The 20,084-nt window shown below is 72.1% G+C and carries 9 protein-coding genes; 5 read left to right on the top strand and 4 right to left on the bottom strand.

The window, feature by feature from the left end:
- Positions 1-35: 35 nt before the first annotated feature.
- The 4 genes from ACIO3P_RS24825 to ACIO3P_RS24810 form a co-directional block, all read right to left on the bottom strand.
- A complete protein-coding gene (locus ACIO3P_RS24825; protein WP_401852314.1) occupies positions 36-1,109 on the bottom strand; it encodes a lactonase family protein in 1,074 nt (357 codons plus the stop codon).
- 146 nt (positions 1,110-1,255) lie between these two features.
- A complete protein-coding gene (locus tag ACIO3P_RS24820) occupies positions 1,256-2,764 on the bottom strand; it encodes an FUSC family protein (protein ID WP_401852312.1) in 1,509 nt (502 codons plus the stop codon).
- A 164-nt stretch (positions 2,765-2,928) separates the two neighbouring features.
- Complete coding sequence (locus tag ACIO3P_RS24815; RefSeq protein WP_401852311.1) at positions 2,929-3,411, bottom strand: hypothetical protein; 483 nt, start codon at positions 3,409-3,411, stop codon at positions 2,929-2,931.
- Between the two features lie 101 nt (positions 3,412-3,512).
- Positions 3,513-4,892 (bottom strand): ricin-type beta-trefoil lectin domain protein, encoded by a 1,380-nt coding sequence (locus ACIO3P_RS24810; RefSeq protein WP_329825618.1) that lies wholly within the window; start codon positions 4,890-4,892, stop codon positions 3,513-3,515.
- A 218-nt stretch (positions 4,893-5,110) separates the two neighbouring features.
- Here ACIO3P_RS24810 and ACIO3P_RS24805 point away from each other — a divergent pair, with 218 nt between their 5' ends.
- The 5 genes from ACIO3P_RS24805 (at position 5,111) to ACIO3P_RS24785 (ending at position 20,084) form a co-directional block, all read left to right on the top strand.
- Positions 5,111-5,596, top strand: a complete 486-nt coding sequence (locus tag ACIO3P_RS24805; RefSeq protein WP_329825617.1) for an Lrp/AsnC family transcriptional regulator — start codon at positions 5,111-5,113, stop codon at positions 5,594-5,596.
- A gap of 373 nt (positions 5,597-5,969) precedes the next feature.
- On the top strand, positions 5,970-6,890 hold the full coding sequence (locus ACIO3P_RS24800; protein ID WP_329825616.1) for a sterol desaturase family protein: 921 nt from the start codon (positions 5,970-5,972) through the stop codon (positions 6,888-6,890).
- Positions 6,891-7,127: 237 nt separating this feature from the next.
- On the top strand, positions 7,128-16,691 hold the full coding sequence (locus ACIO3P_RS24795) for an amino acid adenylation domain-containing protein (RefSeq protein WP_401852308.1): 9,564 nt from the start codon (positions 7,128-7,130) through the stop codon (positions 16,689-16,691).
- The gene (locus ACIO3P_RS24790) at positions 16,681-18,348 is read left to right on the top strand and encodes a phytoene desaturase family protein (RefSeq protein ID WP_401852306.1); all 1,668 of its coding nucleotides are present in this window, start codon (positions 16,681-16,683) and stop codon (positions 18,346-18,348) included. Before ACIO3P_RS24795 ends, ACIO3P_RS24790 begins: the two co-directional genes overlap by 11 nt.
- Before the next feature lie 98 nt (positions 18,349-18,446).
- Positions 18,447-20,084, top strand: coding sequence for a phytoene desaturase family protein (locus tag ACIO3P_RS24785; RefSeq protein WP_401790966.1), 1,638 nt, complete (start codon positions 18,447-18,449; stop codon positions 20,082-20,084).

Raw genomic sequence — 20,084 nt, 5'->3', positions numbered from 1 at the left:
CGGCGGGCGGGGAAAGGTGGGGAAACCTCAGGGCCTCAGCCGAAGATCACGCAGGAGGCGGCGGGCGCCTCCAGGGCGCCGGCCGGGGCCGGGACGCCGGTGGCCGGGTCGATGTCGAACCAGGTCACGTCGCCGGAGCGCTCGTTCGCGGCGTACAGCCTGCGGCCCGTCGGGTCCAGCACGAGATCGCGCGGCCAGTGCCCGCCGCACGGCACGGTGGTGACGAGTTCCGGCTTCTCGTACGTCGGGTCGAGGGCGAGGACGGCGATGCTGTCGTGGCCCCGGTTGGCGACCCAGAGGAACCGTCCGTCCGGCGCCACGACCACCTCGGAGGGAAAGTTCGCGCCGCCCACGCCGTCGGGCAGGACGGCCGCCTCACCGACCGGTTCGAGCACGCCGTTCGCCGGGTCCCAGCGGCAGACGGTGAGCACCGGTTCCAGCTCGCCCAGGACGTAGACATGGCCGCCCGCCGGATGGAAGGCGAGGTGGCGGGGGCCGGTGCCGGGGCGCAGCGCGGTCTCGCCGTACGGGACCAGCGCGCCTGCGGCGGTGTCGAGGGTGCAGATCCGTACGGTGTCGGTGCCCAGGTCGGTGCTGAGGATCCAGCGTCCGCCGGGGGCCGCCATGACCTGGTGGGCGTGCGGTCCGCGCTGCCGGTCGGGGTGCGGCCCGGCGCCCCGGTTCCGGAGCAGCCCGGTGACGGGACCCGGGCGTCCGCCGGCGGCGACGGGCAGGACGGAGACGCTGCCGGAGCCGTAGTTGGCCGTGAGGAGATGCCCGGCGGCGAGGGTGAGATGGGTGGGGCCGGAGCCGCCGACCGGCACGGGGTCCGCGAGGAGGCGCGGCGCCGCGTGCCCCGCGGCGTCGGTGTCCGGGGTACGGAAGGCGGCCACGGCGCCCTCGTCGGTCTCGGAGACGGCGTAGAGCACGGTGCCGTCCGGTGAGAGCGTGAGGCAGGAGGGATCCGGCACGGCGTCCGTCGCGCCGCGCGCCGTCAGCGCCCCGGTCCGCGCGTCCACGGCGGCGGCGATGACGCCGAGGCCCCCTGCCGAGGTGAACGACCCGATGAAGGCCCGTCCGCGGTCGCGTCCGCCGCTGTCGCCACCCACCGTGTGTGCCCTCTCGTCCCGCCCCGCGGCCCGGCCTTCCGGTCGTCCGGCCGAACCGGCCCGCCGAACGCCCCGCCGATCGTCCGGCCGAACCGTAGCAGGCCGTCCTGGCCGGATCCCGGCCCCGGTGCGCCCTTACGGGTGGATCAGGCGGGTACGAGCGGGGCGCGCGGTGAGGTGCGCAGGGGCGCGGAGAGCCCCGTGAGCGCCCGCTCCAGGCCGTGCAGATGGGCCAGCGCGCGCTCGGCCCCGGGATGGTGGGACAGATACGGGGAGACGAGCGGGGCCGCCCCAGGAAGGGCGAACTCCGTTCCGGGGGCGACCAGTTCGTGTACGGCGGCCTCGATCCGCTCACAGGCGGCGGCCAGCCGGGCGTCGTGCGAGGCGGCCGGATCGGCGGCCACGGCGGCGAACCCCCGTACCTCGCGCGCGCAGTCGTCGAGCAGGCCGAGCACCTGCCGGGCGCGGGCCTTGCGTGCCCGCAGCGGGCTGAGCGGATGGACGAGCGGGGCGAGGGACATCCGTACGCGGCCGAGCAGCAGTTCCAGTTCGGCGGCGTACGGCGCCGGGTCGGCCGCCGCGTCCCCGGCGAGCCGGCGGGCGGCCTCGGCCGTACAGGCGTGGACGCTGTGCAGGGCGCGCCGGATCCAGGCGTCGGTGGTGGCGTGGACGGTGACGGGCAGTACGAGGACGACGGCGAGCGCCGCGCCGAGGGCTCCCGCGCCGGTCTCCGCGAGGCGCAGGGCGAGCAGACCGGGGTCGAGGACGCCGAGCAGCCCGTACAGCAGCCCGGCCATCACGGTCACGGCCAGGACCATCCAACTGTAGGAGACCTGGGCCGTGTAGAAGATGCCGAAGACGCAGACCGCGACGAGCGCGGCCGTGGGTACGGGGGCGCCGTGCAGCGGGACGGCGACCAGCAGGCCGACGACGAGGCCGATCACCGTGCCGAGGACCCGCCGGAAGCCGCGGACCAGGGTCTCGCCGCGCGAGGCGGTGTTGACGAAGATCCACCAGACGGTGCCCACGGCCCAGTACCAGCGGTCGTCGGAGAGCGCCTGGCCGATGACGAGGGCGAACGCGCAGGCGGCGGTGGACTGGAGCGCCTGCCGGGTGGTGGGCCGCGCGAGCCCCGTACCGGCGGGCGCCGGCGGGACGGCGGAGGGCGGGGTGCGCCGCTCGATGGGCCACAGGACGAAGCGGACCGCGCCCGCCATGAGCAGGGCCAGCGCGGTGGCGGCGGCCAGTTCGGGCAGTTGGCCGGGGACGGCGTGCAGGAACTGGGTGCCGAAGAAGTTCATGAAGGCGAAGATGCCGAGCGCGTGGCCGCGCGGGCCCCAGCGCCGGGCGTAGACCCCGGCGAGGACGACGGCGAGAAAGGCCACGTCGCGGGCGAGGGGCGCCCCGTTCAGGACCGTGGCCAGGGCGAGGACCGGGAGGCCGGCGACGGGCAGCAGCGCGGTCGTCACGCGCTGGGCGCGGACGGTCGGGTCGAGGACGGTGAAGAGCGCGAGCAGCGCCGCCAGGCCGCCGAAGATCGACGCGGTCAGCGGGAGCCCGGCCGCCTCGGACACCGCGACGGCGAGGGCGATGCCGAGGACGGCGCGCAGCGCGTTCCTGAGCCGGAGACGCCCCGGGTCCGGGGCCACGAACATGCTTTTCACAGGGACACAGATAAGCATCTGGTGGAGCACTGGCTCAACACATGCCTAGATCACTGTGCCATTGGTCCAGTCGAAATACCTTTCTGTCGGCCGGCCGGAGCCAACGGACCAGGGTGACGAACGAAGGGGACGGGGAAGAGGGCGAGGGCGGACCGTCAGCCCTGGGTGTCCAGTTGGTCGGCGAAGGCGCGGAGCGCGTCGGCCAGTTCCTTCTTCGTGGGCAGCCGGTCGACCTTCTCGTCGAGTTCGTCGATGCGCCTGGAGAGGTCTTCGAGGTCCGCCGGGGCGCTGGGAGAACCGGGGCCGCTCGTGGGCTCGCCGGGACCGTCCGTGGGGTCGCCGCCGGGGCCGCTCGTGGGGTCGGGCGAGGGGAAGCCGCCCGACTCCTCCGGGCTGGGATCGGCGCCTCCGGAGCCGCTCACGCTGCCGCCGTCCGAGGTGTTCCCGTCCGAGGTGCTGCCGTCGGAGGTGCTGCCGTCCGATTCGGGGCTGACCGTCTCGTCGGCCACCGGCTCCACCGTCGTACCGACGTTCGCGGCGCGCTCCTCCCCCGACCCCGCCGCGATCGCTCCACCGACTCCGAGAATCACGGCCGCGCCGGCCCCCACGACCGTGATCAGCATTCTTCGTGTGCGCATCTGCCCTAAATCTGTCATGCGCTGGACACTAGCGACGGTTTTCGGCGGAAGAGAGGCTTCCACGCGATTTCCATCGAAAAAATGGGAACACCCGTACGGACTCACCCGTACCAGCGCACCTCCGGGCGGTACGGAGCACACCGTGCCAGGCGCAGCCGGGGGCGCAGGTTCACCATGTCGTCCTGGGACAGACAGCCCTTCCGGGAGCCGATCCGTCCCCCGGCGTCGCGCCACCACCGCTGGCCCGGCGACCCGTCGCACGGGGACAGGGAAGGGGCCGAGGAGTTCCCGTACGGCACGGTGAGGCAGCGCCCGCCCACGGCGGACCGGACCGCGCCGTCGTCGAACGTCCACGACTGGACCCGTGCGCCGTCGCAGGCGCGCGTCGCGACCTCGGCGGCCCCCTCTGCTTCCCCGGCCCCCTCGACCCCATCGTCTTCCTCGGCCCGCTCGGCCCCCTCGGCCCCCTCCTCGCCGCCTCCCGCCGCGAGGCAGAGCTGCACCGTACGGGCGGAACTCGTCGTGGCGATCGCCGACATGATCTCGCCGGGGCGGGCCGCCCGGTGCGTTCTCCGGTGTTCCTTGCCCACCCAGTTCCGGTAGCCGGGACCGTACGGAAGAAACGCGGGGCATTCCTTCGGCAGGCACCCGTGGTGCCGGTAGTAGGTCTCGAACACCGCTTCTTTCAGCTTCTTCTGAGCCGGGCTCAGATTGGCCGGCAGGAGGGACATGCTGTACCCGAGGTAGGGCGTCACGGCGGGCCGGTCCGCCGCGTCGAACGCGGCCCTTCTGAAGTACCTTCCGGCCACCGCGTGGTCACTGTGGTCGCTGTGATCGACGGTTCGCGTGCCCTGGTGCCCGAAGGAGTTGTTGTCGTAGTCCAGTGTGCGGACGCGCCGCACCTTCTCCCGGTCGGCCAGCCCCGTCAGGGTGCTCACGAGTTCGCCCTCGGTGTAGGCGCGTTCCGCGTCCACGGGCCTGATCGTCCTGATCTCCCCGCGGAAGAGCCTGAGCAGGCTCTGGTGATGGTTGGTGGTGGTGCCGCTGCCCCGGGGCAGCCCGTCGGGCAGCCGGAGGAAGGTGAGCCGGACGTCCGCCCCGTCGGCCAGGGTGTACGACAGGAGTCTGCGGTCGCGCACGACGACATCGTCCCTCGTCCAACGGTCCGCGGTGCCCGCCATCTTGGCGTACGCCGCGCGCACGCCGTCCTCCCGGCTCCTGACGTAGTAACTCGTCCTGAAGGGGTGACCGGCGTCCCCGGCGGTCAGATAGACCGTACTGACGGAGCATCCCGCGTGAAGGGTCCGCTGAATGTCCGGATTGACGAAGAGGAGGTCGTCGTCCTGATGGGCGACACCCACCAGGACGCTCTCGCAAGGCGCCGCGTCGTGGGCCCGGGGCGGCGCGGCCAGCGTTCCGAGGGCCGCGCAGAGGGAGAGGAGGGACAGGGCCCACAGCGGGCGCCGCGGATTCCCCCGCACACCGGATTTCCTCACGCCGTTCCTCACACGCTCCTCCGCCTCTCCCCGGCGAGATTTTTCATCACGCGGGATCCGGCGGCCGGGCGCGACGCGCGGGGCGCGCTCCCTTTCGGTTCCTCGCCGTTGCGACGGGCCGGCGATACGGGGTCGGGCCCGGTCGTCGGTACAGTCGTCACCGGAGCGGGGCGGCGTACAGCACAGCGGGAGGCCGGAGGATCATGTCGGTGGACACCCTCGACACCCGTATTCTGCGGCTCCTCATCGAGCGGCCGCGCACCAGCGTGCGGGAGTACGCGCGGATCCTCGGGGTCGCGCGAGGCACCGTGCAGGCCCGGCTGGACAAGCTGGAGCGCGACGGTGTGATCATGGGCACCGGTCCCCAGCTCTCTCCCGCCGCCCTCGGCCATCCGGTGCTCGCCTTCGTCCATATCGAGGTCACGCAGGGGCATCTGGACGAGGTCGGCGACGCGCTCGCCGAGGTCCCGGAGATCATCGAGGCGTTCTCGATCACGGGCGCGGGCGATCTGCTCACTCGGGTGGTGGCGCGGGACAACGGTCATCTGGAGGACGTGGTCCAGCGGCTGATCCAGTTGCCGGGGGTGGTCCGTACGCGTACGGAGATGGCGTTGCGCGAACGGGTGCCGCACCGGTTGCTGCCCCTGGTCGAGTCGGTGGGCCGCGCCGCGTCCGACGCGCCGCGCTGAGGCGCACAGCACCGGGACGGACCACGCGGGGTGTTGACGCCGGGCGTTGACGCCGCCCCTTGCCCGGCGCGCCGGGCAGGTAACGCCCGAGCGGCTGCTCTTTCGAGTGAAGGCCGTCCCTCGGCAGAGACGCCCGGACCAGCCACTTGGCCCGCCACGAACACGTTCATGCCGGGAAGGCGCCTTCTCCGGGGTTGCGCCGGGGGCGCGCGCCAAGGGCGTACTGGGCTCGCGAGCCCCCGCGCGCCGGTCAGACGATATTGCTGCCCGTAGTTGATCCACCGCATGCTGTTACGTGGCCCCTGGTCGGTGAGATGCCAGGGGAAAGTGCTGCCTGCTCCTTGCCCACGTCCCCATGAGCGAAGGGTGCGACATGTCTGGTTCCACGGTGAGCGGCGCGGGCCGGCCCGAGTTCAGGGCCGCTTCGCCCACCACGGTCAAAGCGCTGCTCTCCCGTACCTGCCACCCCCTTCTGCTGCTCTCGGTCGGGGCGGTCTTCGCCGTGACCACGCGGTACGGCTGGGACACCGGCCTGGCGACGTTCGCCTTCCAACTGTCCCTGCTCTGCTACCTCGCGGCGCTGGAGCGGGTGATCCCGTACGAGCGGGCCTGGCACCCCAGCCGCCGCGAATGGCGCTGGTACGGCGTGTACTTCGTCCTCACGACGGTGGGCGGCACCCTGGCCCAGTCGATGGTGGTGGTCGCCGCGGGCGCCCTCGCGACGACGGACCCCCTCCTGCCGCTCGGGGCCGAGATACCCCTCGCCCTGCTGCTCGGCTCACTGGCCGGCTACACCGTGCACCGGCTCGGGCACACCAACCGGTGGCTGTGGCGGCTGCACGGCGTCCACCACGTCCCCGACAAGGTGAATGTCGCCAACAACGGCGTCAACCACATCGCCGACGTCTTCATCTCCCAGGCGTTCGTCCAAGTGGCCCTGGCGATCGTCGGGTTCTCTGAGACGGCCGTCTTCGGCGCGGGCCTGTTCGTCATCGCGCAGGGGTACTTCGTGCACGCCAACATCGCCGTCGGTCTCGGCCGGCTCAACCATGTGTTCGTGGGGCCCGAGCAGCACCGGCTGCACCACAGCACGGATCTGGCCGAGGCCGGGCACTACGGCTCCGACCTGTCCATCTGGGACCGGGCGTTCGGAAGTTTCACCTGGCGGCCGGGGCGCGAGCCGGCCGCCGTCGGTCTGGTGGATCCGCGCTCCTTCCCCGGGACCGGTGCGATCGTCGCCACCCTGGTGCACCCGGTGCGCCGGTCGGCGAAGGCCGGCCACAGCGCCGACTGATCCTCCCCGCACCGCACCGTCCCGTCCCACCTCGCGCCATCTCCCACCTCACGCCGTCCTCTCCCCTTCTCCCCGCACGTTCCGACCTCTCCCGCACCACTCCCTCCCCAGACCACCCGCAATCCGCTTTCGCGTTCACGCGCACCGCATCCGGTCCCCGCCGGCCCGCCGACGGAGGCACGGAAGCCCGCGCCTGCCCTTCGCGCACGTTGCGTGTTGACGACCCAAGGAGCCGACATGGCTGAATCGCTCCGCACCACGCCTCCTGAGAAGATCGCGATCATCGGCATCGGCTGCCGCTTCCCCGGCGGCGCCAGTGACCACCGCACCTTCTGGCAGAACCTTCTCGACGGGAAGGACTGCATCAGACCGACGCCGCGCGACCGGTACGACGTGACGACGCTCGGCAGCCGGGACAAGGCCAAGCCGGGCCGTCTGGTGGGCGGCAGGGGCGGTTACATCGACGGCTTCGACGAGTTCGACCCCGCCTTCTTCGGCATCAGCCCCCGCGAGGCGGAACACATGGACCCGCAGCAGCGGAAGCTGCTGGAGGTGTCCTGGGAGGCGCTGGAGGACGGCGGCCAGAAGCCGGCCGAGCTGGCGGGGAGCGATGTCGGTGTGTTCATCGGCGCGTTCACACTGGACTACAAGATCCTCCAGTTCGCCGACCTCCGGTTCGACACCCTGGCCGCGCACACGGCGACCGGCACGATGATGACGATGGTGTCGAACCGGATCTCGCACTGCTTCGACTTCCGCGGCCCCAGTCTCTCGATCGACACCGCGTGCAGTTCGTCCCTGGTCGCCGTGCACCTCGCCTGCGAGAGCCTGCGCCGCGGCGAGTCCACCCTCGCGCTGGCGGGCGGCACGCTGCTGCATCTCACGCCGCAGTACACCATCGCCGAGACCAAGGGCGGCTTCCTATCCCCCGAGGGACGCTCCCGTACGTTCGACGCCGGCGCCGACGGCTACGTACGCGCCGAGGGCGTCGGTGTCATCGCGCTCAAGCGCCTCACGGACGCGGTACGCGACGGCGACCCCGTCCACGCCGTGGTCACCGCCAGCGGCGTCAACCAGGACGGCCGCACCAACGGCATCACCGTGCCCAGCGCCGACGCCCAGGTCACCCTGATCGAGCGGGTCTGCGCCGAGGCCCAGGTCGCGCCGGGCAGCCTCCAGTACGTGGAGGCCCACGGCACCTCCACGCCGGTCGGCGACCCCATCGAGGCCGCCGCGCTCTCCCGGGCGCTGGCCGTCGGCCGGGAGCCCGGCGCCGCCTGCTACGTCGGTTCGGTCAAGACCAACATCGGGCACTCGGAGTCGGCCGCCGGAATCGCCGGGCTCATCAAGACCGCCCTCAGCATCAAGCACCGTACGATCGCACCGCACATCAACCTGGAGCGGATCAACCCCGGGATCGACCTCGCCGCCGCCCCGTTCACCATTCCGACGCAGGTCACCCGGTGGCCCGCGCACGAGGGCCCGGCGCGCGCCGGCGTCAACTCGTTCGGCTTCGGCGGCACGAACGCGCATGTCCTGCTGGAGGAGGCGCCGCCCGCCGCCCCCGCGGCCGAGCCGCCCCCCGCGGACCGCCCCCGCTGCACCATCCTCCCGCTGACCGCGCGTGACGCCTCCGCGCTGCCCGTCCTGGCCGAGGAGATCCACCGGGAGCTGACGGCCACCGCCGCCCCGGGCGGCGGGCCCACCGTCTCCCTCGACGACCTCGGGCACACCCTCACGCACCGCCGCCAGCACCACGACGCCCGGCTCTCCGTCGTCTACACCTCACGCGAGGACCTGGCCGAGGCGCTCTCCGCGCAGATGCGGGGCGAGGCCCACCCCCGGGTGGTCACCGGCCACCGGCGCGATCCCCAGCAGCGGCGGCTGGCCTGGGTGTTCACCGGTATGGGACCCCAGTGGTGGGGCATGGGCCGCGAGCTGTTCGCCACCCAGCCCGTCTACCGTGAGGCCGTCGAGCGCTGCGACCGCGAGATCGCGGCGCTCACCGGCTGGTCCCTCGTCGAGGAGATGAACGCGGACGAGGCCGGCTCCCGGATGGCCGAGACCTGGCTCGCCCAGCCCGCCAACTTCGCCGTACAGATCGGCCTCGCCGCCCTGTGGCGCGCCCACGGGGTGCGCCCCGACGCCATCGTCGGCCACAGCACGGGCGAGGCCGCCGCGTTCTACGAGGCCGGGGTCTACAGCCTGCGCGACGCGGTGCGGATCATCGTGCACCGCAGCCGCCTCCAGCAGCGGCTGGTGGGGACGGGGACGATGCTCGCCGTGGGGCTCGCCGAGGAGGAGGCGGAGCGGCGGATCCTGCCGTACGGGGACCTGGTGTCCATCGGCGCCGTCAACAGCCCCACCTCCATCACCCTGGCCGGGGACGGGACGGCCCTGACCGCGCTCGCCGAGGAGCTGCGCGCGGAGCAGGTCTTCGCCCGCCTCCTCTCCGTCCGGGTGCCGTACCACAGCGCCCTCATGGAGCAGATCAAGGACGAACTGCTCGACTGCCTCGCCGGGATCGAGCCGCGCCCCGCCCAGGTCCCGCTCCATCTGACGGGGCGGGAGGGCCGGGCGCACGGCACGGAACTCGACGCGGACTACTGGTGGAGCAACGTCCGCGACCGGGTCCGCTTCCGGCCCGCGATCGAGCGCCTGGCCGACGAAGGACACCGTGTCTTCCTGGAGATCGGCCCGCATCCCGTGCTCTCCCACTCGATCAAGGAGTGCCTGGAGGGCAGGCCGGCCGAGCCCGGCGCGGAGGTGGTGACGCTGCCGTCGATCCGCCGCGAGGAGGACGAACCGGCCCGGTTCGCCACCTCGCTCGCCGCGCTGCACAACCTGGGCACCGAGATCGCCTGGGACCTGCTCCAGCCCGGGGGCAGGACCGTACCGCTGCCGCGCTACCCGTGGAAGCGCGACCGGTACTGGACCGAGCCGCACCCCGTGGCGCAGGTCAGGCTCGGGCGGCTGGACCATCCGCTGCTGGGCCGCCGGCTGGCCACCACGGAGCCGGTGTGGGAGGTGGAGCTCGATGTGGAGCGCGCCCCCTACCTCGCCGACCACCGGATCCAGGGCCGGGCCCTGTTCCCGGCCGCCGGCTACATCGAAATGGCCGCCCAGGCGGTACGGGCGCTGACGGGCGGTACGGAGGCCGCGTTCGGCTCCGTCGAGTTCCGCAAGGCCCTCTTCCTCCCGGACGACGCGTCGCGCACCGTACAGCTCGCGTTCTCGCCGGAGAGCGCCGCCTTCACCGTCGCGACGGGTTCGGGCCCCGGCGAGGAGCGGGCCGTCCACGCGAGCGGCGTGGTCCGCTCCGGTCACCGCGCCGCGCCCCCGGCACCGCTGGACCTCGACGGGATCAGGGCGCGCGGTGAGCGCCGCCTCGACGGCCCGGCCTGCTACACCGCGCTGAGCGAACTCGGCTACCACTACGGGCCCGCGTTCCAGGGCATCGAGGAGGTGTGGACCGGCCCCGGCGAGGCGCTGGCGCGGATCCGCCCGCCCGAGGTGATCGGTGACGACGCGGCGGGCCACCACCTCCACCCCGTGCTGCTGGACTCCTGCTTCCAGGCGCTGCTGACCGCGGGGCTCGGGGACGGCGGTCCGACCGGCGACGGCGACGGAGCGGCCGACGGGTCCACGGGCATCCTGCTGCCGCTCTCCATCGACGAGGTGCGTACCGGCCCGGTCGGCGACCGGCCGCTGTGGGTGCACGCCACCGTCACGCGGCGGCCGGCCGGCGAACTCGTCGGTGACATCACGCTCCACGGGGACGACGGTCTGCCGCTCGGGCACATCGGCGGGTTCCGGGCCGCCGATGTCGAGCAGGCGTCGACCAGCGTCGCGCTCACCACGATCGACAACTGGCTCGCGGAACCCACCTGGGCCGAGAGCCCCGTCGACACCGGGCCGCTCGACTCCACGGCCCCGGGCCGCTGGCTGCTCTTCGCGGACGCCCCCGGCGGGGTCGCGGACGCGCTGGCGGAGCTCGTCACCGCGCGCGGTGGCCACTGCCATCTCGTACGCCCGGGCGAGGCGTACGCCACCCGGCTCGACACGGGCACCTCGACGGTGGTGCCCGGCCGCGCCGACGATCTGCGTCGGCTTCTCGCCGAGCTGGCCGAGGACGCGGCGCAGCGGCGGGCCGACGGTGCGCCGCACGCCCCGGGTCTCGACACGATCGTCCACTTATGGAATCTCGACCTGCCGGCCCTGGACGACAGCGAGCGCGCCCGTCTGGAGGAGCACAGCACCCTCGGGGCGTACTCGCTGGTCGCTCTCGCCCAGGCGCTCCAGGAGGACGGGGGCCAACTCGCCTCCCCCGCCGCCCTGCACATCGTCACGCGCGGTACGCAGCCCGTCGAGCCCGGCGATCCCGTGGAGCCGCTGGGCGCGCCCGCCTGGGGCATCGGCCGGGTGCTGCGTCATCAGGAGCTGACCGCGCACCGGGGCACCCTGATCGACCTGGCCCCGGGCGCCACGGGCGACACGGACGCGGACGGTGCCGACGCGGACGGTGCCGACGCGGACGGCCGGGCGGCCGCCGCCGGGAGCCGGGCGCGGGAGGCGCGGGCCGTGCTGGACGAGGTGCTGCACGCCGCCGCGCGGCAGGGCCCGTACGACGACGAGATCGCCCTGCGCGGCGAGCGCCGCCTGACCTGCCGGCTCACCCGTCCCCAGGACCTGAACCGGCCCCTCGCGCCACGGCTGCGCCCGGACGGCGCCTATCTCGTCACCGGCGCGTTCGGCGCGCTGGGACAGCTCCTGTGCCGTTATCTCGTCCGGCGCGGTGCCCGCCATCTCATCCTGGTCGGCCGCACGCCGCTGCCCGACCGCGCCACCTGGCGCGGGCTCGACCCCGCCTCGGCGGCGGGCCGGGGCGCGCGTTTCGTGAAGGAGCTGGAGGCGCTGGGCGCCCACCCGGTCCACGCCTGCCTGGACACCACCGACGAGCGGGCGCTGACCGCGTGGCTGACCGCCTACCGCGGCCAGGACGCCCCGCCCGTACGCGGTGTGTTCCATCTCGCCGGCCATGTCAAGGACACCCTGGTCCCCGCCATGGACAGGACCGCCTTCGACTCCGTCCTCGCTCCGAAGGCCGCCGGTGCGTGGCTGCTCCACCGCCATCTGCGGGACGAGCCGCTGGACCACTTCGTCCTCTTCGCGTCCATCGCCTCGCTGCTCACCACGGCGGGCCAGGCCAACTACGCGGCGGGCAACGCCTTCCTGGACGCGCTGGCCCACCACCGCCGCTCCCGCGGGCTGCCCGCGCTCTCCGTCGACTGGGGCCCGTGGGCGACCGGGATGATCGAGGAGCTGGGGCTCGTCCGGCACTACCGCACCAGCCGGGGCATGAGTTCGCTCTCCCCCGACGCGGGCATGGCCGTTCTGGAGCGGGTACTCGGCCAGGACCGCGCCCAGTTGCTGGTGGCGACAGTGGTCGACTGGAAGGTCTTCCTCGCCTGGTACGCGTCGCCGCCGCCGCTCGTCGCGGAACTCGCCGCGGACGCCGCGAGCGGCGCGGACGACGGCGAACACAGCAGCTTCCTCGACCTGTTCCGTACGGCGGACGAGGAGCGCCGCGCCGAACTCGTCGCCGAGCGCTTCTCCGCGGTGGCCTCGACGGTGCTGCGGGTGCCCACCGACCGGATCGACGGGACGAGCAGCCTCGCCGCCCTCGGTCTCGACTCCCTCCTGGCGATGGAGCTGCGTGCCCGGGTGCACGCCGAGACCGGGGTGGCCCTGCCCCTGGTGGCGCTGCTCAGCGGCGCTCCCGCCGGCGAACTGAGCGAGCAGTTGCACCAGGCGGCTGCCGTCCTGGTCGCGGAGGCGGCGGACGGGGCGGCCGCTGCGGCGGAGGTGGAGATCCACGAGGACGAGTCCCGCCACCCGCTGACGCAGAACCAGAAGGCCCTGTGGTTCCTCAAACAACTCAACCCCGAGGGCTTCGCGTACAACATCGGCGGGGCCGTCGAGATCAGGACCAGGATCGAGCCGGAGCGGATGTTCACCGCGTTCCGCACCCTGGTGGAGCGGCATCCGATGCTGCGGGCCAACTTCACCATGGAGGACGGGCAGCCCGTCCAGCGCATCTCGACGGCGAACGACCCTGATGTGGCCCTCTTCGACGTCCAGGGCCGTGCCTGGGACGACATCCACGACATGATCGTCCGCGAGTACCGCCGTCCGTACGACCTGGAGTGCGACCCGCTGGTCCGGTTCCGGCTGTTCAAGCGCGGTCCGGAGCGCTGGGTCGTGATGAAGGCCGTCCATCACATCATCTCCGACGCGATCTCCACGTTCACCTTCATCGAGGAGTTGCTCGCCCTGTACGAGGGGCTGGGCGGCCGGGGCGGCGCCGTCGAGCTGCCGCCCGTACGGGCCCGCTACCTCGACTTCCTGAACTGGCAGAACCGCTTCCTGGCCTCCCCCGACGCGCGGCGCATGCTGGACCACTGGCGGGCCAGTCTGCCCGCCGAGGTGCCCGCCCTCGACCTGCCCACGGACCGGCCGCGGCCCGCCGTGCAGACGCACAACGGCGCGTCCGAGTTCTTCGTCCTCGACACCGATCTCAGCGCCCGCGTGCACGCCCTGGCGCGCGAGCACGACGTCACGGTGTACATGGTGCTGCTGAGCGCCTACTACGTCCTGCTGCACCGCTACTCGGGCCAGGACCACATCATCGTGGGTTCGCCGGTGACCGGCCGTACGGAGGAGGAGTTCGGCTCCGTCTACGGCTACTTCGTCAACCCGCTGCCGCTGTACGCGGATCTGTCGGGCGGCCCGTCCGTCGCGGCGCTCCTCGCGCAGGTCCGTCAGGTCGTTCTCGGCGGGCTCGACAACCAGGAGTACCCGTTCGTGCTGCTCGTCGACGAGCTGGGCCTCCAGCACGACCCGAGCCGGTCGGCGGTCTTCCAGGCGATGTTCATCCTGCTGGCCCACAAGGTGGCCGCCGAGCAGTACGGCTACCGTCTCGAATACATCGAACTGCCCGAGGAGGAGGGTCAGTTCGACCTGACGCTGTCGGCGTACGAGGACGAGGCGGAGCAGCGCTTCCACTGCGTCCTGAAGTACAACACCGACATCTTCCTGGCCGAGACCGTGGAGCGGATGGCCGCCCACTACGTCCATGTCCTGGACGCCCTCACCAGCGTTCCCGCCGAGGAGCCGGTGGCCCGTCTCGATCTGCTCGGCACCCGGGAGCGGTCCCGCATCCTGGGCGCGCCGGCCGCGCGGGGCCGGGCGCTGCCGCACGATCTGCCCGTGCACCGGCTGATCGCCGAGGCGGCGGCCCGTACGCCGGAGGCCGTGGCGGTCACCGTACCGTCCGAGTCGGGTGGGACCCGGCATCTCACCTACGGTGCGCTGGAGCACGGGGCGGGGCTGCTGGCCGGCACGCTGCGGGCGCGGGGCATCGGGCGCGGGGACGTCGTCGCCGTCTGCCTCGACAAGTCGCCCGAGCTGATCGTCGCCCTGCTCGCCGTCCTCAAGTCGGGCGCCGCCTATCTGCCGCTCGACCCCGGCCATCCCACCGACCGGCTCGCCCTCATGACGCGGAACGCGGGGGCGGCGCTCTTCGTCACCGGCGCCGGGGAGCGGGAGCGGTTCGCGGCGCTGGGTGTCCCACTGCTCACCGATGTGCCCCGAGCGGCGGGCGGCTCCGGCGGGCTCTCCGACGCCGCGGTGCCGGAGACGAACGAGGCGCCCGTCGACCTGGACGCGCCCGCCTACGTCATCCACACCTCGGGGTCGACGGGCCGCCCCAAGGCCGTACGCGTCAGCCACCGGGCCCTCGCGGCCGTCCGCGCCGCCTGGTACGAGGAGTACGGTCTCGACGCGGCGCCCGGGGTCCATCTCCAGATGGCGGGCGTGTCGTTCGACGTGTTCACCGGGGATCTCGTCCGCGCCCTGTGCTCGGGCGGCCGACTGGTGCTGATCGGCCGTGATCTGCTGCTCAACACCGCCCGGCTGTACGGGACGATGACCGACGAGGGCGTCGACTGCGCTGAGTTCGTGCCGGCGGTGGCCCGTGCCCTCATGGATCACTGCGCCCACGGGGACCACCGGCTCGACTTCATGCGGCTGATGATCGTCGGCTCCGACGCCTGGAAGGTCGAGGAGTACGAGCGGCTGCGCGCCCTGTGCGGCCCGGGGACCCGGGTCATCAACTCGTACGGCCTGACGGAGGCGGCCGTCGACAGCGCGTACTTCGAGGGTCCCACGGACGGGCTCGCCCCCAACCAGCTCGTCCCGATCGGCAGGCCCCTGCCGAACTGCTCCCTGCACATCCTCGACGAGAACCGCGATCTCGTGCCGCCCGGTGTCACCGGTGAACTCTGGGTCGGCGGCGCGGGGCTCGCCCTCGACTACGCGGGCGACCCCGGGCAGACCGCGGAGCGCTTCGTGGAGCTGACGCTGGGCCGCGGCCCGGGGGCGGCCCCCGAGCGGCTCTACCGCACGGGCGACCTCGCCCGGCGGGACGCCAGGGGCCTGATCCATCTCCTCGGCCGCGCCGACGCCCAGCTCAAGGTGCGGGGCCACCGCATCGAACCGGGCGAGATCGAATCCCTGCTGGTGTCGCTGCCGGCCCTGAGCCAGGCGGTCGTCACGGTCCGCGCCGACGCCCGCGGCGAGTCCGTGCTGTGCGCGTACTACGTCCCGGAGGCCGGGGCCGATCCGGGTGCGGGCGAGCTGCGCCGCCATCTCGCCACACGGCTGCCCACCTATCTGATCCCGGCCCACTTCACCGCGCTGGACGCGCTGCCGCTCACCGCGAACGGCAAGGTCGACGTGGCCGCTCTGCCCGAGCCGCCGGCCGAGTCCGACGAGGAGAGCCACGAGCCGCCGGTCACGCTCTACGAGCAGCGGATGGCGGCCCACTGGCAGTCCCTGCTCTCCCTGGAACAGGCCGGACTGCGCAGCGACTTCTTCGCTTCGGGCGGCAGCTCCATCAAGCTGATCGAGCTGATCCACCGGCTCCAGGCGGAGTTCAACATCACCGTCCCGGTCAGTCTGCTCTTCAAGGTCACGACGCTGCACGGGATGGCGCGGACGGTGGAGTCCATCATCACCGGCGAGATCTCCGGCGGAAGCCCGTATCTGACCTTCAACACCGGCCGGGGACCGACCCTGTTCTGCTTCCCGCCGGCGGGCGGGCACGGACTGGTCTACCGGAAGTTCGCCGAGCACCTGCCCCAACATGAGCTCGTCGCGTTCAACCATGTCGACGGCGACGACAAGGTGATCCGGTACGCGGACCTCATCGAGTCGCTCCGTCCCGACGGGCCCTGCCCGGTCTTCGGGTACTCCCTCGGCGGCAATCTCGCCTTCGAGGTCGCCAAGGAGCTCGAAGGGCGCGGGCGCGCGGTCCCCCATGTGGTGATCATGGACTCGTACCGCATCCTGGAGGCCCACGCGCTCGCCGACGAGCACATCGAGGCGTTCGAGAACGAGCTGCGCGGCCATCTCCACCGCCACACCGGCTCCACGAGCGTCGCCGACGCGACCCTCGCCCAGGCCAGGGAGTACCTGGACTTCTGCGGCCGTACCCCCAACACCGGCACGGTCTCCGGGACCGTCAGTGTGATCTCCGACGAACGGAAGGCGGCGTTCTACGCGGCGGGGCAGCGCGGCACCTGGCACGGCAGCTCGACCAGCCGTACGGAGCTGCTGCGCGGGCACGGCACCCACGCCGAGATGCTCGACGAGAAGTACCTGGCGCGGAACGCCGAACTCACCCTCGCCGTCATGACCGGAGTCACCGACCTCGCTGGAGATGAGTCCCATGTCGCGTGAGAACCGCCCCGTCTGGCAACCGCGTGAGCGGGCCCCGGGCGACCGCCCCCGCGTCATCGTCATCGGCGCCGGCATCGGCGGCCTGTCCACCGGCTGCTACGCCGAGATGAGCGGCGCCGAGACCCGGATCTTCGAGCGGCACGTCCTGCCGGGCGGGTGCTGCACGGCATGGTCCCGGCAGGGGTACGTCTTCGACTACTGCATCGAGTGGCTCACCGGCACCGGCCCGAACAACGACGCCAACCGGGTGTGGCGGGAGCTGGGCGCCCTCGACGGCAAGACCATCGCGAACTTCGAGGTGTTCAACACCGTCGTCGACGAGCTCGGGCGGGCGGTGACGTTCTACAACGACCCCGACCGGCTGGAGGCGCATCTCCTGGAGATCTCACCGGCCGACGCCCGGCCCATCCGCGCCTTCTGCCGCGACCTGCGGCGCTTCATCGCCATCAACCACTATCCGTTCCTCACCCCGCCGCCGCTCCAGTCGGTCCGCGAGAAGCTCGCCACCCTGCGGATCGTCCTGCCGGACTTCCTGCTGTTCTGGCGTACGGCGGCGACCCGGATGGAGCGGTTCACGGAGCGGTTCCAGGATCCGCTGCTGCGCCGGGCGTTCCCGTTCATCTTCTTCCAGGACCACGAGGTCTTCCCGCTCCTGCCCTATCTGTTCAACATGGCCAGCGCCCACCACAGCAACGCCGGCTTCCCGCAGGGCGGCTCGCTGGGGCTGGCTCGCTCGGTCGAGGAGCGGTACACCTCGCTGGGCGGGCGGGTCGACTACCGGACGCGGGTGGAGCGCATCCTGATCGAGAACGACCGGGCGATCGGGGTGGAGCTGCGCGGTGGGGAGCGGCACTACGCCGACCATGTGGTCGCCGCCTGCGACGGCTACACCACGATCAACAAGCTGCTGGGCGGCGCGTACTCCAGCCCGAAGATCGACACCCTCTTCGGGGAGATGATGGACCGCCCGGAGATGCTCTACCCGGGGGTCGTCTCCGCCTTCGTCGGTGTCAAGGGCGAGTTCGACGACCGGGATCGGCACAGCACCACCTATCTGCTGTCCGAGGAGGACTGTGCGGCCCTGCCGAGCGTGAGCCAGAAGAGCCTGGTCGTCCAGCTCCGGTCGCGGTACTCGGACGGTTTCGCACCGCCCGGCAAGTCGGTCGTCCACTGCACGTACTTCAGCGACTACGCCTACTGGAAGCAGCTACGGCGCACGGACCGCAAGGGGTACTGGGCGCGCAAGCAGGAGGTGGCCGACTTCGTCCGCGTCTTCCTGGAGCGGCACCACCCGGGCATCGGGCCGGCCATCGAGGTCATCGATGTGGCGTCACCCGTGACCACCGAGCGGTACACCGGTGTGCAGGGCGGCTCCATCCTCGCCTGGAAGTCGTTCACCGACGCCGACGACGTGATCACGGCACTGATCAACAAGGACCGGATGCGGCTGCCGGGGCTGCGCGGTCTCTCGCTGGCCGGGCAGTGGTTCAGCGGCGGGAGCCTGATCAAGGCCGCGTCGAGCGGACGCTTCGTCACGCAGTACATCTGCGAGGAACTGGGCCTGGAGTTCCGGGCCTGGGAGAGCGGCGGAACGGAGCCCTGGCATCCGGGGAAGTTGGGCAAGCTGCCGCAGCTCGAACAGCGGGGGGTGCGGTGAGCGCCACCGCATCCCACCGGCGGGACCCCGCACACGAAAGCCGACGAGGACACCGAGGAGCGCACGGCATGCCGCCTGCCCGACCCCGCAGAAAATCCATGATCGTCATCGGTGGGGGGCTCGGTGGCCTGTCCACCGGCTGCTACGCGCAGATGAACGGCTACAGCAGCCAGGTCTTCGAGATGCACGAGATCCCGGGCGGCTGCTGCACCGGCTGGGGCCGCGGCGACTTCACCTTCGACTGCTGCATCAGTTGGCTGCTGGGCAACGGTCCCGGCAACGAGATGCATCAGATCTGGCTCGAACTGGGCGCCCTCCAGGGCAAGGAGATGCGCCACTTCGACGTGTTCAACATCGTGCGCGGCCAGGACGGCCGGGCGGTGTACTTCTACTCCGACCCGGACCGGCTCGAAGCCCATCTCCTCTCCCTCTCCCCGGCCGACGCCCGCCACATCCGGTCGTTCTGCGCCGGGCTGCGCAAGTTCCGTACCGCCCTGTCCTCCTACCCGTTCCTCAAGCCCGTCGGGCTGATGGGCCGGTGGGAGCGGTGGCGGATGCTGGCCGGCTTCGTCCCGTACCTCAATCTCTTCCGTACGTCGATGTCCGTCCTGATGACGGAGTACTCGGCCCGGTTCCAGGACCCCCTGCTGCGCGAGGCGTTCAACTACATCCTGCTGGAGAAGCATCCCGGGTTCCCCGTGCTGCCCTTCTACTTCCAGATGGCGTCGCAGGCCAACCAGTCGGCCGGGGTGCCGGAAGGCGGCTCGCTCGGGCTCGCCCGCTCCATCGCGGACCGGTACGAGCGGCTGGGCGGCGAGATCACGTACAACGCGAAGGTCGAGCGGATCCTCGTCGAGAACGACCGCGCGGTGGGCGTACGGATGGTGGACGGGCGGGAGTACCGCGCGGACATCGTCGTCTCGGCCTGCGACGGCCCCACCACCCTGCTGAAACTCCTCGAAGGCCGCTACCTCGACGACGACTACCGGCGGCTGTTCACCAAGACCATCGAGGAGCCGGGCATGGTCTTCCCCGGCTATGTCAGTGTGTTCCTGGGGCTGCGGGCGGGCTTCCCCGAGGGGGAACCCACCACGACCCATCTCCTGGACGAGACGATGGCCTCCAAGCTGATCGGGATCCGCCATCCGAGCATCAACGTCCAGTTCCGCAGCCGGTTCTATCCCGAGCTGTCACCGGACAACACGACCGTCATCTACGCCACGTACTTCTCCGACGTCGAGCCCTGGCGTGAACTGAGCGAGGGGCCCGAGCAGTTCAGCAGGCCCCGCCGGGGCGGCGAGCTGCACACCCTGCCGGTGCGGCGGGGCCGCCCCTACTCGGCCGCGAAACGCCGGGTGCGGGACACGATCGTCGACTTCCTGGAGGAGCGCCATCCGGGGCTGCGGGACTCGATCGCGGTACGGGACACCTCCACCCCGCTCACCCAGATCCGGTACACGGGCAGTTACAACGGGACCGTCCTCGGCTGGCAGCCCTTCGTCGAGAGCGGCGAGACCATGGAGGAACTCGTCAAGAAGCACGGCCCCGCCCTGCCAGGGCTGGAGAACTTCTATCTCTCCGGCGTCTGGGCCACCACGGGCGGTCTGATCAGGGCCGCCGCCGCCGGACGGCAGGTCCTGCAGTTCATCTGCCGGGACGACGGCGTCGACTTCACCGCCTCCATCGACGACACCGCGCCACCGCCCACCCATGTCGTCGTGCCCGTAGGCCCGTAG

Source organism: Streptomyces sp. NPDC087310, from assembly GCF_044744405.1.
Classification (GTDB): Bacteria; Actinomycetota; Actinomycetes; order Streptomycetales; family Streptomycetaceae; genus Streptomyces.
This window is presented reverse-complemented; position numbering and strand designations above follow the sequence as displayed.